This window comes from Microbulbifer sp. ABF4_143 (assembly GCF_056160225.1).
This window is the reverse complement of record NZ_JBSWWT010000002.1, coordinates 169,650-184,125: the sequence shown is the minus strand read 5'-3', so window position 1 is coordinate 184,125 and position 14,476 is coordinate 169,650. Positions and strand designations below refer to the sequence as shown.

At 63.0% G+C, this 14,476-nt stretch carries 14 protein-coding genes; 5 read left to right on the top strand and 9 right to left on the bottom strand.

Annotated features, from left to right (window positions below):
* Window positions 1-103: 103 nt before the first annotated feature.
* The 3 genes from ACXAF3_RS02575 (at window position 104) to ACXAF3_RS02565 (ending at window position 3,909) form a co-directional block, all read left to right on the top strand.
* Complete coding sequence (locus ACXAF3_RS02575) at window positions 104-2,278, top strand: malate synthase G (RefSeq protein WP_475110710.1); 2,175 nt, start codon at window positions 104-106, stop codon at window positions 2,276-2,278.
* A 213-nt stretch (window positions 2,279-2,491) separates the two neighbouring features.
* Window positions 2,492-3,328, top strand: a complete 837-nt coding sequence (locus ACXAF3_RS02570; RefSeq protein ID WP_475110709.1) for an arylamine N-acetyltransferase family protein — start codon at window positions 2,492-2,494, stop codon at window positions 3,326-3,328.
* Window positions 3,325-3,909 carry a flavodoxin family protein gene (locus ACXAF3_RS02565; protein WP_475110708.1) on the top strand — a complete coding sequence of 195 codons (585 nt, stop codon included), beginning with the start codon at window positions 3,325-3,327 and terminating at the stop codon, window positions 3,907-3,909. Before ACXAF3_RS02570 ends, ACXAF3_RS02565 begins: the two co-directional genes overlap by 4 nt.
* A 67-nt stretch (window positions 3,910-3,976) precedes the next feature.
* On the opposite strand, the gene ACXAF3_RS02560 is transcribed toward ACXAF3_RS02565, so the two are convergent.
* From ACXAF3_RS02560 to ACXAF3_RS02525, 8 genes are all read right to left on the bottom strand, one after another.
* Window positions 3,977-5,407 (bottom strand): lytic polysaccharide monooxygenase, encoded by a 1,431-nt coding sequence (locus tag ACXAF3_RS02560; protein ID WP_475110707.1) that lies wholly within the window; start codon window positions 5,405-5,407, stop codon window positions 3,977-3,979.
* Between the two features lie 253 nt (window positions 5,408-5,660).
* Window positions 5,661-6,155, bottom strand: a complete 495-nt coding sequence (locus ACXAF3_RS02555; RefSeq protein WP_475110706.1) for a DUF7931 domain-containing protein — start codon at window positions 6,153-6,155, stop codon at window positions 5,661-5,663.
* Window positions 6,148-6,573, bottom strand: coding sequence for a GNAT family N-acetyltransferase (locus tag ACXAF3_RS02550; protein WP_475110705.1), 426 nt, complete (start codon window positions 6,571-6,573; stop codon window positions 6,148-6,150). Before ACXAF3_RS02550 ends, ACXAF3_RS02555 begins: the two co-directional genes overlap by 8 nt.
* Before the next feature lie 66 nt (window positions 6,574-6,639).
* The gene (locus ACXAF3_RS02545; RefSeq protein ID WP_475110704.1) at window positions 6,640-7,785 is read right to left on the bottom strand and encodes a JmjC domain-containing protein; all 1,146 of its coding nucleotides are present in this window, start codon (window positions 7,783-7,785) and stop codon (window positions 6,640-6,642) included.
* A 162-nt stretch (window positions 7,786-7,947) separates the two neighbouring features.
* Window positions 7,948-9,321 (bottom strand): adenylosuccinate lyase, encoded by a 1,374-nt coding sequence (gene purB / locus ACXAF3_RS02540; RefSeq protein ID WP_475110703.1) that lies wholly within the window; start codon window positions 9,319-9,321, stop codon window positions 7,948-7,950.
* A gap of 15 nt (window positions 9,322-9,336) precedes the next feature.
* Window positions 9,337-9,972: a high frequency lysogenization protein HflD gene (gene hflD, locus ACXAF3_RS02535; RefSeq protein ID WP_475110702.1), complete on the bottom strand. Its 636-nt coding sequence runs from the start codon at window positions 9,970-9,972 to the stop codon at window positions 9,337-9,339.
* 9 nt (window positions 9,973-9,981) lie between these two features.
* Window positions 9,982-11,139 (bottom strand): tRNA 2-thiouridine(34) synthase MnmA, encoded by a 1,158-nt coding sequence (gene mnmA / locus ACXAF3_RS02530; RefSeq protein WP_475110701.1) that lies wholly within the window; start codon window positions 11,137-11,139, stop codon window positions 9,982-9,984.
* Window positions 11,140-11,257: 118 nt separating this feature from the next.
* Complete coding sequence (locus tag ACXAF3_RS02525) at window positions 11,258-11,860, bottom strand: rRNA large subunit pseudouridine synthase E (RefSeq protein ID WP_475110700.1); 603 nt, start codon at window positions 11,858-11,860, stop codon at window positions 11,258-11,260.
* A 148-nt stretch (window positions 11,861-12,008) separates the two neighbouring features.
* Here ACXAF3_RS02525 and icd point away from each other — a divergent pair, with 148 nt between their 5' ends.
* Window positions 12,009-13,259 (top strand): NADP-dependent isocitrate dehydrogenase, encoded by a 1,251-nt coding sequence (gene icd, locus ACXAF3_RS02520; protein WP_475110699.1) that lies wholly within the window; start codon window positions 12,009-12,011, stop codon window positions 13,257-13,259.
* 126 nt (window positions 13,260-13,385) lie between these two features.
* Here the strand turns inward: icd and cspD are convergent, their stop codons facing one another.
* Window positions 13,386-13,673: a cold shock domain-containing protein CspD gene (gene cspD, locus ACXAF3_RS02515; protein WP_475110698.1), complete on the bottom strand. Its 288-nt coding sequence runs from the start codon at window positions 13,671-13,673 to the stop codon at window positions 13,386-13,388.
* A 302-nt stretch (window positions 13,674-13,975) separates the two neighbouring features.
* Here cspD and clpS point away from each other — a divergent pair, with 302 nt between their 5' ends.
* Entirely contained in the window at window positions 13,976-14,356 is a 381-nt protein-coding gene (clpS, locus tag ACXAF3_RS02510) for an ATP-dependent Clp protease adapter ClpS (RefSeq protein ID WP_475110791.1), read from the top strand.
* Window positions 14,357-14,476: the final 120 nt, after the last annotated feature.

The window sequence follows — 14,476 nt, the reverse complement described above, 5'->3', positions numbered from 1 at the left end:
GAATAGCGGAAATTCCGCCTATAAATTAGCGGTATGATCGGGCGGCTGTTTAGAATGCCCCAGGTGAACAATCGAGTTTCAACAATCTGCGAGAGGCCCGGATATGACGGAACGAGTCCAAATCGGCGAACTGCAAATCGCATCGGCGTTGCACAAACTGGTCAACGAGGAAGTGATTCCCGGTACCGGCGTCAGTGCCGATGTCTTCTGGGCCGAATTCGAAAAGATTGTCCGCGACCTGGCACCGGTGAACCGCGCACTGCTGGAAAAGCGCGATCAGATCCAGGAAAAAATTGACCGCTGGTACAGCGACAATCCCGGCGCCTACCGCGATCTGGAAAAATACAAGGCGTTTCTGCGCGAGATCGACTACCTGGTGGATGAGCCGGCGGACTTCACCGCGACCACGGAAAATGTCGACCCGGAAATCGCCACCATGGCCGGTCCGCAGCTGGTCGTGCCGGTGATGAATGCCCGCTACGCGCTGAACGCGGCCAATGCCCGCTGGGGCAGCCTCTACGACGCCCTCTACGGCACCGATGTGATCAGCGAAGAGGGCGGGGCCGAGCGGGGTGGCCAGTACAACCCCGTGCGCGGCGCCAAGGTGATCGAGTACGCGCGGGAATTCCTCGACCAGTCGGCGCCGCTGACCTGCGGCAGTCACAAGGATGCGGTCCAGTACCGCATCAACGGCTCGCTGCTGGAAGTCGAGCTGGCCAACGGTGATATCGCCACACTGAAAAAATCCAAGCAGTTTGCCGGCTACAGCGGCGATATCGAAAAGCCCAACGCCGTTCTGCTGCGCCAGCACGGCCTGCGCTTTGAAATTCAGATCGACCGGGAGAGCCCGATCGGCAAGAGCGATGCGGCCGGTATCAGGGACATCCTGCTGGAGTCTGCGCTGACCACCATCATGGACTGCGAAGACTCCGTCGCCGCCGTGGACGCCGAGGACAAGGTGCTTGTCTACCGCAACTGGCTCGGCCTGATGAAGGGCGACCTGACGGAAACCATCCGCAAGGGCGACAAGACCTTCGAGCGCAAGCTGAACCCGGACAGGGAATATATCTCGCCGAACGGTAATCCCTTTACGCTGCCCGGACGCAGCCTGCTGTTTGTGCGCAATGTCGGCCACCTGATGACCAACGACGCGATACTATACGGCGACGGCGAGGAGGTACCCGAGGGCATACTCGATGGCATGATCACCAGCCTGATTGCCCTGCACGATATCCGCGGCAATGGGCCGCTGAAAAACTCCCGCACCGGCAGCATCTATATCGTCAAGCCGAAGATGCACGGCCCCGAGGAAGTGGCCTTCGCCAATACCCTGTTCGACCGCATAGAGGACGCCCTGGGACTCGAGCGCAACACGCTGAAGATGGGCATTATGGACGAGGAGCGCCGCACCACCGTCAACCTGAAAGCCTGTATCGCCGCCGCCAAAGAGCGCGTTGTGTTTATCAACACCGGTTTCCTGGACCGTACCGGCGACGAGATCCACACCTCGATGCTGGCCGGCCCGATGATCCGCAAGGGCGATATGAAACAGTCCAAGTGGATCGCCGCCTACGAGGACTGGAACGTGGATGTGGGCCTGGCCACCGGCCTGAAGGGCAGGGCACAGATCGGCAAGGGCATGTGGCCGATTCCGGATCAGATGGCGGCAATGATGCACGCCAAGCTGGCCCACCCGATGGCCGGCGCCAACACCGCCTGGGTGCCGTCACCGACGGCGGCCACATTGCACGCGCTGCACTACCACAAGGTGGACGTCGCCAAACGCCAGCAGGAACTGGCGGAACGCCCCCACGCGAAGCTGGACGATATCCTGACAGTGCCGGTGGCGGAAGACACCAATTGGAGCGCGGAGGAAATCCAGCGCGAGCTGGACAACAACGCCCAGGGTATTCTCGGCTATGTGGTGCGCTGGGTGGAGCAGGGCATCGGCTGTTCCAAGGTGCCGGATATCAACGACGTGGGCCTGATGGAAGACAGGGCCACCCTGCGCATCTCCTCCCAGCATATCGCCAACTGGCTGAAGCAGGGCGTGGTTACCCGGGAGCAGGTGCTGGAAACCCTGCAGCGCATGGCCGCCGTGGTGGACCGCCAGAACGCCGGCGATCCCAACTACCGAGATATGTCGCCGGACTTCGACAACAGCATCGCCTTCCAGGCCGCCTGCGAACTGGTGTTCGAGGGCTGCGCGCAACCGAATGGCTACACCGAGCCGGTACTGCATCGCCGGCGGCGGGAGTTCAAAGCAAAGTATGCGTAAACAAGAAAGGCCCTGCGGGGCCTTTTTTAGTTGCCGGCTAACTTTCCGTTCACTTCGGACATCAGTCGCGGCCAACGGCCATCCCTGGCGGCCCAGGTATCCACGGCGCCTTCGGTGCCACAAGAATTCTTCTCCAGCTTTTTCTCTTGACCTTAACTTAACTTGAGGTCCTAAGCTGCGCGCATCCTTTATCGGCTACAGGAAATTGTCAGCATGAACGCAGCAGCAATCGATCTCCCCGCGTATTTCCAACGTATCGGCTACAGCGGCACCCCGTCGCCGGATTTGGATACGGTCAGAACCCTCGTCTCCCTGCACACTCAGTCGATTCCGTTTGAAAACCTGAATCCGTTTCTCGGCTGGCCGGTGGATATCGAGCTGCCGTCGGTGGAACGCAAGCTGGTGCGCGACGGGCGGGGCGGCTACTGCTACGAGCAGAACGGCCTGTTCCGTGCGGTACTGGAGGGAATCGGCATAGCGGTTACCGGGCTGGCGGCGCGGGTACTGTGGCAGGTGCCGGAGAATCACCAGCCGGCGCAATCCCATATGATACTGCGCGCGGAAATAGCGGAAGTTCCGTATCTGCTGGATGTCGGCTTCGGCGCGCAGACCCCGACGGCGCCGCTGCGACTGGATATCGAAACCGAGCAGACCACCAGCCATGGGGTCTACCGGCTGCGCAGAACCGGGGGCGACTACCTGTTGCAGACCCGGATCGACGGAAACTGGCTGCCGGTCTACAGCTTCGATCTGCAGAAACAGACCGCCGGCGACTACAAGGTGTTCAACTGGTACTGCTCCACGCACCCCGAGTCGCGCTTCGTGCGGGAACTGATCGCGGTACGCGCCTTCGCCGGCGGCCGTCACACGCTGCGCGGCCGCGAGCTGAGCTACCACCCGCTCAAGGGTCCGAAAATGACGTTCAGGCTTGCGGGACCACAGGAACTGCGCGATACCCTCGCCGATATCTTCAAGATAGAGGTACCCCGGGAACCCCAGGTGGACAGCGCGCTCGCCGCCCTGTTCGAAGCGCGGGAAGCACAGGCGTGAGCAGATTTGCGATCGTCTACCACTCCGCCGGTGGCACCACCGCGACCCTGGCGGGCGCGGTAGCCGCCGGCATTCGATCGATTGCGGGCACCGAGGCTTCGGTCTTCAGAATAAACGGCGACGATATCGACCGCGGCCGCTACACGAACAGCGAGATCATGCGGCAGCTGGATAGCTGTGCAGGCATCGCCTTCGGCTCGCCGACGTTTATGGGCTCGGTTTCGGCGCAGTTCAAGGCCTTTATGGATGCCACCAGCGAGCGCTACAGCCGGCGCACCTGGGCCGGTAAACTGGCCGCGGGCTTTACCATCGGCTCCAGCCCCAGCGGCGACCAGCTGAACACGATTCAGACGCTGCAGGTCTTTGCCAGCCAGCACGGCATGCTGTGGACAAGCATCGACCTGCCCACCGGCTGGGACGCCTGCGGCCGCAACCGAATGGGCGCCCAGTCCGGGTTGATCGCGCTGCAGACGGAAGGGGGCGGCGTGCACCGGCTGGACAGGCTCACGGCCATGTATCTCGGTGAAAGGCTGGCCGGCCTGGCCGCAAATCAAGCACCTAAGTGCTTGATTTGTCGTTGAGGGTTTGCGGACATGCGCCGTAAACCCGGGTTGAAAAAGGTCAGGGATAACCTTTTTCAACAACCCGCTAGAGGCGTATCCAGGCATCCTGCCAGTTGACACCCGAGCCCGGCGCGTAGTGGTACGGGCTGTTGACATTGCACCAGTCGCCATTGGGCCAGGGGCGGCACTGATAGCGCTCGCCATCGCCGCCGCGCACCAGGGTTTCCCCCGGCACATAGCTGCCAATGCCGTCCGGATACACATGGTCGTAGTCGCCGCCCCCGCCGGCGCGGTGGGTGATCTCCGTCGCGACACTGTCGGACAGCTGACCGTCGCTGACGGTCAGCTGCACCGCTACCGTCTGGTCCTGCGCCGGCGCACTCAGATTCAGCGTGACCGACACACCGCTGTCACCGCTCAGGCTGGCGCCGCTGCCGGCGGTGATTGCCCAGCGATAGCTGAGCGGATCGCCGTCGGCGTCACTGGAGCCGGCCCCGGACAGACTGACATTGCCGGCGCCGGTCAGGGACTCCGGATCGGCGCTGACCGCGGCCACCGGAGCCCTGTTGCCAGCCGGTATCTGGATATCGATTTCGTGGCTGAGGTCGAGATCCGCCTCGGTGTAGACCCGGTTGCCGCTGGCCGCGTGGAGCGGGGTGATATCGCCGCTGTCGGGATCCAGCACCCCGATACGCGCGTACTGGGACTGGCTGTTGACCGCCTGCGCAAAGGCGTAGGCCCAGTCGGCGGCGGCCGTGGCGCCGGCGGCGACAGTGTACTGGACGCTCTCCATATCGTTGCCGGTACTGTTGAACAGGCGCAGGGTCACGGTGCTGCCCGCGGCCAGATCGCTCTGCGCGCTGAAGGGGCCCTCGTCCACCCAGGGGCTGCTGGCACCACCGATAATCACATCGGTACAGGTGTAGAAGGCCTCGGGACTGTCTGAGCGCTGCCAGGTGGTATAGATCACATGCTTGCCGGTCACCGGCGGCAGGGGGCAGTTGAGGGTATAGCGGTTGTCGGCGCCGAGGGGCACATCGCCGAGACGGCAGAACTCGAACAGATCGCCCCACGCCAGTGGCGCGTCCGGCGTGTAGCCCTGCCGCGTCACGTAGAAGACCCAGTCCTGGGTGGCGTGGGGTGCGGTGGCCCAGAACTCGAAGTCGAAGGTGCCGTCCGGCTTGGGCGCTATCGGCGTCGCCTGCCAGTCGGGGCGCGCCAGGTCCAGCCCGGCGAACTGGGCGCCGCCACCGGCACACAGCTGGCCGTCCGGCACCACCTCGCGGTGATTGCCGGCGGCATCGCCCTGGCGCACGCCGTTCCAGTCGTAGAAGGCCTGCGGGCCGGCGACCTCCTTGGCCGCGGCACAGGCCGGGTCACTGGGGTTTTCCGGATTGTTGAGGAAACAGTTGTAGACGCGACTCTCCGGCACCACCATGCTGCCGTGGGCCAGTACCTGGCCGGCGGGAACCAGGGCCGCGGCCGCGAGGATGACGCTAAGCCTGTTGCGTATCATGGAGATCTCCTTTTCTTATCATTTCTCGGTGTGCCCTGCGCGAATGGAAACCCGCGCAGATGGGCAATAAAAAGCCAATGACAGCGCTGACTTTCCCGAATCATGCTAAAGCCATGGCGTGAAATGCGAAGGCAATTTGCCGCCATTCCGATTCGGAGGCGGGGAAATTTGCGGAATTGCGCAGTGGGGCGCCGGCGAAGCGCCGGATAGGTCACGCCCCGAAGGCGGGCTGGGGGCAGAGGGAAGCGGAGAGTCAGAGAGACAGGCGTCTCAGGTTCGGATCCGTCGACGCCAGCGGCCAGTCGCGCTCGAAAGCGTCCAGCAGTTCGCGCGCGCGCACCTGGGCCTGCGGCTGGTAGCTGCCCAGCCACAGCTGCCGGTCGTCGCATCTGAGCAGCCGGCGGCCGTCCGCGATCGCGAACTCCCAGTCCGGGGTATCCACCCCACCCTCGACCCTGCGGATCTCTATCCGCGAGCTGAGGCGCTGCGCCAGCGCGAGGGTGCGGTGGGAGCGGCCCGCGAGGGATTCACTTTCACGGATCAGTATGCGCACGCGGGCAAAGCGGCTGCTGCGCGCGAATTCCGACAAGGCCTGCACCACTTCGGCGTCGTGGTAGAGGGGGCGGGCCAGTTGCTCGGAGAAGATACACAGCTCCCGCCGCGCGCCGCGCAACAGGTCGACCAGTGCCGCGCGAAAGTCGGCGATACCGTCGAGCGCTCGCGCCTGCGGTCCGGGCTGCTCAGTCAAAACGGCGCACCATCCTGATATGGGGAATATCGGCTTCGATAAACGTCTCTCCCTCAGGGATGAACCCGGCCTTGCGGTAGAACCCCTCGGCGTGGGTCTGGGCGTGCAGATAGACGCGTTCGAAGCCGCGCGCCCGCGCGTAGTCGCAGATGTATTCCAGCAGGCGCAATCCCAGGCCGCCGCCGCGGGCGGATTTCGCAACCGCCATGCGGCCTATCTTGCCGGCGTCGGTGATGCGGCCGGTACCCAGCGGCTCGCCGCCACGCATCGCCAGAAAGTGCCGCGCCGTGTCCTCCTGGTCATCCCACTCGATGGCCGGGTCCACCCCCTGCTCGCGGATAAAGACCGCTTCGCGCACGCGGCGGATCAATGCGCGATCCCTGTGCCAGTCGGCTTCGCGAATCACTGTCTCGACCATATCAGAGCACCGCTGGAGAGCGCAGCCGGCGGGTGGCCGGCGCGGTAGGTTTTGTCCAGATATCCATCAGAAGTCCTCCGGTGGATAGATCAGGCTGCCCTGGGCCACCAGCTGCTCCACCAGCTCCGCGATCTGCGGAAACGCGTCTATATCGCCCTGGGCGATGGTGTGGTTTTCGCAGAAGCGCTCGGCGAAGGACAGCGGGGCGGGGAAGGATTCACCGTCCACAAACAGCGTCTCGGGTTCACGGCAGAAGGCGCAGCGGGAGGCGGGGTTCAGCACCAGCTCGGCGCCTGCGGCCAGCTGCTCGCGCCAGTCCTCCGCGCCGCCCGCGTCCAGGGCCACGGTATCCGGGTATTTGGCCTCGGTCATCACGGCGCCAAACCACTGGGCAATATTCTGCGGCTGTTGCAGCCAGCTGCCCAGCTGTTCCTGTAGCCGGGCTACCGAATCGGGATCGATTTCCGCAGGGTTGGCCGCCGGCGCGATTCCCGGGTCCGTGTAGCGCAGTCGTTGCGGCAGCCCGCGGGCCAGCTCCGCGGCCAGATCCTCGAGAATGGTCGCCGCCGACGGGGCGCGGAAACCGATGGAAATGGTGGTGCAGCCGCCCTCGGCGATACCCCAGTGGCTGTACTGGGGCGGCAAGTAGAGCATATCGCCGGGCTCCAGCAGCCAGCTGTTTTCCGGCTCGAAGTCCTTGAGAATATGGAGCGGCGTACCCTCGACGCGCGGGCTGCGCTCATCGACTTTCGATCCCTGGTGCCACAGCCGCTTGCCCTCCGCCTGCAGCAGAAACACATCGTAGTGGTCGAAGTGCGGACCGACGCTGCCCTTGTCGGCGGCATAGCTGATCATCACGTCGTCCAGGCGCCAGTCCGGAATAAAACGGAAATACTTTTTCAGTTCCGCCACTTCCGACAGCCACTGGTCCACCGCCTGTACCAGCAGGGTCCAGTGGCTGCGGGGCAGGGACAGGAAGTCCTCCTCGGTGAAGGGCCCGTTGCGCAGCTGCCAGGGGCCCTCGTCGCCGTGTTCCAGCACCAGGCGCGACTCCACCGCCTCCTCGAGGGCCATGCCGGCCAGTTCCTCGCCGGAAATCGGCGAGACGAAGTCCGGGAAGGCGTTGCGGATCAACAGGGGTTTCTGTTGCCAGTAGTCGCGCAGGAAGTCGGCTACCGGCAGTTCGCCCAAATGCGTCAACGGCTTGATCATGGTTGCTACCAGTACGAAGTGAAATGCGAAGGGACTGATGCCGGTAGCGGCTTGCGGGACTGTCTGCGAGAGGGATCTCGCAGACATGCCTCCAGGGATGGATTTACGGCGTGTCCCACAAGCCGCTACCGGTAGCAGGCCCGCCAGCGAGCCTGATCGGAGTTAAATTTTCTTCGCCTGCTCCACGGCATTGCCGATATAGGAGGCCGGCGTCAGCTCGTGCAGAGCCTGCTTCGCTTCGGCCGGGATATCCAGCTTGTCGATAAAGGTCTTCAGGGTTTCCCGGGTAATACCCTGGCCGCGGGTCAGCGCCTTCAGTTTTTCGTAGGGCTCTTCGATGTTGTAGCGGCGCATCACCGTCTGAATCGGCTCCGCCAGCACTTCCCAGGCGTTGTCCAGGTCTTCCGCCAGGCGCTCGCGGTTGATTTCCAGTTTGCCCAGGCCCTTCAGGGTCGCGGCGTAGGCGATTGCCGAATAGCCGGCGCCGACCCCCATATTACGCAGCACGGTGGAATCGGTCAGGTCGCGCTGCCAGCGGGAAATCGGCAGCTTCGCGGCCAAATGCTGGAATACCGCGTTGGCCAGCCCCAGGTTGCCCTCGGAGTTCTCGAAGTCGATCGGATTCACCTTGTGCGGCATGGTGGAGGAGCCCACCTCGCCGGCCACCACCTTCTGCTTGAAGTAGCCGAGGGAAATATAGCCCCAGATATCGCGGTCGAAGTCGATCAGAATCGTGTTGAAGCGCGCGATCGCATCGAACAGCTCGGCGATATAGTCGTGCGGCTCAATCTGGGTCGTGTAGGGGTTCCAGGTCAGACCCAGAGAGGTGACGAATTCCTCCGCGTTCTTCTGCCAGTCCACATCCGGGTAGGCGGACAGGTGGGCGTTGTAATTGCCCACGGCGCCGTTGATTTTGCCGAGCAGCTCCACGTCGCTGATCTGCTTGATCTGCCGGCGCAGGCGCGCGGCCACATTGGCCAGTTCCTTGCCGACCGTCGTCGGGCTGGCGGTCTGGCCGTGGGTGCGCGACAGCATCGGCACATCGGCGAATTTTTTCGCCAGTTCGGCAATCTCGGCGACAATCTGATTCATTGCCGGCAGCAGCACCTGGTCGCGGCCGGCGCGCAGCATCAGGGCGTGGGACAGGTTGTTGATGTCCTCGGAAGTGCAGGCGAAGTGCACGAACTCGCTGACCCTGGCCAGCTGCTCGTTGCCGCTGATTTTTTCCTTCAGGAAATACTCCACCGCCTTGACGTCGTGGTTGGTGGTGCGCTCTATCTCCTTGATGCGCTGCGCATCCTCCAGGGAGAAGTCCGCCACTATGGCGTCGAGCAGTTGGCTGGCCCCCTCGTCGAACGGCGGCACCTCCTCGATTTGCGGGTGCTGGGACAGCTTCTGCAACCAGCGCACTTCCACTTCCACCCGCGCGCGAATCAGGCCGTACTCGCTGAAGATATCCCGCAGCGGTGCGGTTTTGCTTTCATAGCGTCCGTCGATGGGAGAGACCGCGGTAAGGGCGGATAGCTCGACTGTCATGGTAAATCTCCGGGTTTAGTGACTTGTGGATTCGATTTGCGCGATCAGTGCGTCGGTCGCGGCCAGCAGTTTCTTGCGCTGAAACAGCAGGTGCAGCCGGCGGCCGCCCAGCTGGCGCCACAGGGTGGCGGCGCGCACGCCGGCAAATAGCATGGCGCGTATCTGATTCGCGATGCGCTGTTGCTGCAGGTAATTGAAATCACCCAGCACCTGGATGCGAAAGCGGAAGGTGCTCAACGTGTCGCTGTAGATACCGGCCAGATTGGAAAACACATTCTCGTGAGTTGGCGTGAAGTGCTCCGCCTGGGCCTTGGCCTTTTCCAGACGGCTGCCGATGATCGCCAGCAGGTCATTCTTCTTGCTCAGTTGCCGCTGCAGGTAGAGGATCGACAGGGCGTAGCGCAGGCAGTCGGTGTATTCCGGGTGCTGGCGCGACTGCAGCAGCTGGCGGGAGACTTTTAAGCCCGGCAGCAGCTTGCCCACGCCGTTGAACACCGCCTCGGTATTGTCCGGATTCAGCTGGAACAGGCTGTAGACGCCGGTTTCCAGCTGTTCCTGGGGTGCCGTGCCCGTCTTCGCCAGGCGCTCCACCAGGGTCGCGGCCTGGAATATGGCCGCCAGCGCCAGTGCCTGATCCCGCCAGTTACTCAAAGTCGCTCCTCAATTCTTCTGATATTTTTCCGGCAGGGCCGTGCCCACGCCGGTGGCTTTCTCGATTACGGCGCCACCCAGGCAGATTTCACCATCGTAGAGCACCAGTGACTGACCGGGGGTGATGGCCCGCTGCGGCTCGTCGAAGGTCACTACCAGGTCGCCGTTTTCCCGGACCTTTACCGTGCACTCCTGGTCCGGCTGGCGGTAGCGGGTCTTGGCCCGGCAGCGCAGCCCCTCCTGGGTGTGGGCCGCCGCAGGCGCGCTGCCGTTGATCCAGTGAGCCTGTGCCGCCTCCAGCCCGGTGGCGTAAAGCAGCGGGTGGTGCGCGCCCTGGGCGACGATCAGCACATTGCGCTCCAGGTCCTTGCCCACCACATACCAGGGCTCCTCGCCGGCGCCCCTGACGCCGCCGATTCCGAGCCCCTGGCGCTGGCCGATGGTGTGGTACATCAGGCCCGCGTGGCGCCCCATGACCTCGCCTTCCGGCGTCTCCATGTCGCCCGGCTGAGCCGGCAGATACTGCTCCAGGAAATCCTTGAAGCGGCGCTCGCCAATAAAGCAGATACCGGTGCTGTCTTTCTTGTCGTGAGTGACGAAGCCGTTTTCCTCGGCGATGCGGCGCACCTCCGGTTTTTCCAGCTCGCCGAGCGGGAACAGGGACTTGGCGAAGGCCGCCTCGTCCACCGCGTGCAGGAAGTAGCTCTGGTCCTTGTTCGTATCCAGGCCCTTGAGTAGGTAGGTGCGGCCGTCGATATCCTTGCGCCGCGCGTAATGGCCGGTCGCGATGGCGTCGGCGCCGAGTACCTCGGCGTACTCCAGGAACACCTTGAACTTGATCTCGCGGTTGCAGAGGATATCCGGATTCGGCGTGCGCCCGGCCTTGTACTCGGCCAGGAAATACTCGAATACGTGGTCCCAGTACTCGGCGGCGAAGTTGGCCGTGTGCAGCTTGATACCGAGCCGCGCGCAGACCGCCTGGGCATCCGCCAGGTCCGCCTTGGCGGTGCAGTACTCGGTGCCGTCGTCCTCATCCCAGTTCTTCATAAACAGGCCCTCCACCTGGTATCCCTGCTGCATCAGCAACAGGGCGGCGACGGAGGAGTCAACACCGCCGGACATGCCGACAATGACACGCTGGGGCTGTTTGGAGACGGATTCAGACATAGGTTGGGGCAATCAGCTGCTACGGGGCCATAAAAAGGGGGCGAATTTTACCCGCGAAAGGGGTCTGTGACCAAGACCGCTTTGCTCTCGCCTTAGCTTAGTGGCGATTAAGGGTTGCTCAGCGGCGCCGGCGGGGCTGAGTGCGGCGCCGGTGGGCCGCCGGCTTGGCGCCCGGAGCCGTGAAAACCTCCTCCATCCTTTGCTCGCCAGGCTGCAGATGCCCCAGCTGCCAGCTTCCTATAGCCGTGCGGACCAGGCGCAGGGTGGGGTAGCCCACCGCCGCGGTCATGCGGCGCACCTGGCGGTTGCGCCCCTCGCGGATGGTCAGTTCCAGCCAGGAGGTGGGGATGGATTTGCGTTCCCGCACCGGCGGATGCCGCGGCCACAGGGGCGGCTCGGGCAGGGGCTTAGCCCTCGCCGGCGCCGTGGGGCCGTCTTTGAGCTGCACGCCGCGCCGCAGAGCCGCCAGGGCGCGATCGTCTATCTCCCCCTCCACCTGCACCCAGTAGGTCTTCGGCAGCTTCTGCCGCGGGTGACTGATCCGGTGCTGCAGGGCGCCGTCGTCGGTGAGCAGCAGCAGTCCCTCGGAGTCGAAATCCAGCCGGCCGGCGGCGTAGAAGCCCTTCTCGCGGATGAAGTCGGCGAGGGTGGGGCGCCCGCTGTCGTCGGTGAACTGGCTGAGGACGCCGTAGGGCTTGTTGAAGAGAATGATCCGCGACATGGTTAAAATCGACTATTGTAATCCAACTACAAAAACGGGCCGATGCTGATATAATCCCGCCGTTTTTTCATCCCGCCGGATTGTCAGGAGCGGCGGGGCAAGCAACGCACGACCTAAAGAGTCGTAGAGTTTTGGGAGTTTAAGCAATATGGGTCATATCCAAGTGCCGGCAGACGGCGAAAAAGTCTCAGTCAATTCCGACGGTTCGCTGAATGTACCGAATCGCCCCATTATTCCCTTTATCGAGGGTGACGGCATCGGTGTGGATATCACCCCGGTTATGCGCAAGGTGATCGACGCCGCGGTGGAAAAGGCCTACGGCGGCGACAAGTCCATCGCCTGGATGGAGATCTACTGCGGCGAGAAGGCCGCGGAGACCTACGCCGGCGACTGGTTCCCGGCCGAGACCCTGGAAGCGATCAAAGAATACGTGGTCAGCATCAAGGGCCCGCTGACCACCCCGGTGGGCGGCGGCTTCCGTTCCCTGAACGTCGCTCTGCGCCAGGAGCTGGACCTCTACGTGTGCCAGCGCCCGGTGCGCTGGTTCAGCGGCGTTCCGTCTCCGGTCAAGGAGCCGAACAAGGTCGACATGGTGATCTTCCGCGAGAACTCCGAGGACATCTACGCCGGTATCGAGTGGAAAGCCGACACCGACGAGGCCAAGAAAGTGATCAAGTTCCTGCAGGAAGAGATGGGCGTCAAGAAGATCCGCTTCCCGGAACACTGTGGCATCGGCGTCAAGCCGGTTTCCGCCGAGGGCACCAAGCGCTTGGTGCGCAAGGCCATTCAGTACGCCATCGACCAGGACCGCGATTCCGTGACCCTGGTGCACAAGGGCAACATCATGAAGTTCACCGAGGGCGCCTTCGCCGACTGGGGCTATGAGCTGGCCCGCGAAGAGTTCGGCGCCCAGCCCCTGGACGGCGGCCCCTGGCACAGCTTCAAGAACCCGAAGACCGGCAAGGAAATCGTGATCAAGGACGTAATCGCCGACGCCATGCTGCAGCAGATACTGCTGCGCCCGGCGGAGTACGACGTGATCGCGACCCTGAACCTGAACGGCGACTACCTGTCCGACGCCCTGGCGGCCCAGGTCGGCGGTATCGGTATCGCGCCCGGCGCCAACCTGTCCGACGAGGTGGCCCTGTTCGAGGCCACCCACGGCACCGCGCCCAAGTACGCCGGCCAAGACAAGGTGAACCCTGGCTCGCTGATTCTGTCCGCCGAGATGATGTTGCGCCACCTGGGCTGGAACGAAGCCGCAGAACTGGTCATCAAGGGCATGGAAGGTGCCATCGAGGCCAAGACCGTGACCTACGACTTCGAGCGCCTGATGGACGGCGCGGAGCTGAAATCCTGCTCCGAGTTCGGCGAAGAAGTGATCAAGCACATGGCCTGATGCCCCTGGAGGGCGGCCCCTGTGTCCGCCCGCCAGCGCCGACAAAACGCCAACAACAAAAAGCCCCGCACCGAAAGGTGCGGGGCTTTTTTATATTCCCGTTTTCGCCGCTTGCGCCGGGGTAGACTATTCGAGGGCTGCCGCCTCCTGCTCGCGCTGCGTCTGGCTCTTGGTCCCCGTACCACTCTCTCCCTCGGCGGTGTCCTTGGCGCTCAGCGTGGAGATATTGGCCGCATGGTAGCCTTTTTCTCCCTTGATAATGTCAAAAGTGACCTGTTGGCCCGCTTTGAGGGTTCGATAGCCCTCCATCTGTATCGCGGAGTAGTGCGCGAACAGGTCCTCCCCCCCTTCATCCGCAAGAATAAACCCATATCCCTTGGCGTTATTGAACCACTTGACGGTACCGGTAGGCATGGCGAATTCCCTCTAATTGCCGGGGCGACTGCTGGCCGCCTTACAGAGTCTTTATTGTTATCTGCGCTTGCTTGCGCATCAGTCGCGACTGCAGTTCCCATTTGCGCGACTCTCTTGAAACTCGCGATTTTCGCGATTGCGCCCTGCGAAGGGCAGGCAATACCTCTTGTAGCCAACTGGTTTGTGAATGTCAAGAGCTGCTGGCGCCCGCTGTGCCCCACGTCAAATGAGGTTACAATGGCTGGCTGCAAAATCGGTTCGCCCGTTTCACATCCACTCGCAGGATTTGATTGACTAACACTATGGGAATTTCACTGGCCATTAAACTACACTCGAACGACACCGACGACGGCTTCCACTACCCGGGCGATCTGGACGGCGACCTGGCGCTTGAAGAGGCGCCCCCCCAACTCAAGCGCCCACCCATGTACAAGGTGGTGATGCTGAATGACGACTACACCCCTATGGACTTCGTTGTCGAGACCCTGGAGCTGTTTTTCGGCGCCGATCGCGAGCGCGCGACCCAGTTGATGCTGCAGGTACACACACAGGGAAAAGCGATCTGCGGTGTCTATACTCGAGATATAGCGGAGACAAAGGCCGCGCAGGTTAATCAATTCGCCAGGGACCACCAGCACCCCCTGCTGTGTGAGATCGAAGCGGACGAAAGCGAAGAAGATTGACGCTGTATGTAACAAAGGTCCCGTCGCCTGAAGGGAATCAGGCACATTCAAGTCGCCGCCTTCCGGCGCGCGCTATCCTGTGGACTCGGCGGGTGACATTGGCGATTAAGGGGTTTGAGG

Excerpts from the sequence above, each read along its gene's own strand:
- ACXAF3_RS02575 (WP_475110710.1), top strand. The coding sequence starts at position 104 with ATGACGGAACGAGTCCAAATCGGCGAACTGCAAATCGCATCGGCGTTG.
- ACXAF3_RS02570 (WP_475110709.1), top strand. The coding sequence starts at position 2,492 with ATGAACGCAGCAGCAATCGATCTCCCCGCGTATTTCCAACGTATCGGC.
- ACXAF3_RS02560 (WP_475110707.1), bottom strand. The coding sequence starts at position 5,407 with ATGATACGCAACAGGCTTAGCGTCATCCTCGCGGCCGCGGCCCTGGTT.
- ACXAF3_RS02550 (WP_475110705.1), bottom strand. The coding sequence starts at position 6,573 with ATGGTCGAGACAGTGATTCGCGAAGCCGACTGGCACAGGGATCGCGCA.
- ACXAF3_RS02545 (WP_475110704.1), bottom strand. The coding sequence starts at position 7,785 with ATGATCAAGCCGTTGACGCATTTGGGCGAACTGCCGGTAGCCGACTTC.
- purB (WP_475110703.1), bottom strand. The coding sequence starts at position 9,321 with ATGACAGTCGAGCTATCCGCCCTTACCGCGGTCTCTCCCATCGACGGA.
- mnmA (WP_475110701.1), bottom strand. The coding sequence starts at position 11,139 with ATGTCTGAATCCGTCTCCAAACAGCCCCAGCGTGTCATTGTCGGCATG.
- ACXAF3_RS02525 (WP_475110700.1), bottom strand. The coding sequence starts at position 11,860 with ATGTCGCGGATCATTCTCTTCAACAAGCCCTACGGCGTCCTCAGCCAG.
- icd (WP_475110699.1), top strand. The coding sequence starts at position 12,009 with ATGGGTCATATCCAAGTGCCGGCAGACGGCGAAAAAGTCTCAGTCAAT.
- cspD (WP_475110698.1), bottom strand. The coding sequence starts at position 13,673 with ATGCCTACCGGTACCGTCAAGTGGTTCAATAACGCCAAGGGATATGGG.
- clpS (WP_475110791.1), top strand. The coding sequence starts at position 13,976 with ATGGGAATTTCACTGGCCATTAAACTACACTCGAACGACACCGACGAC.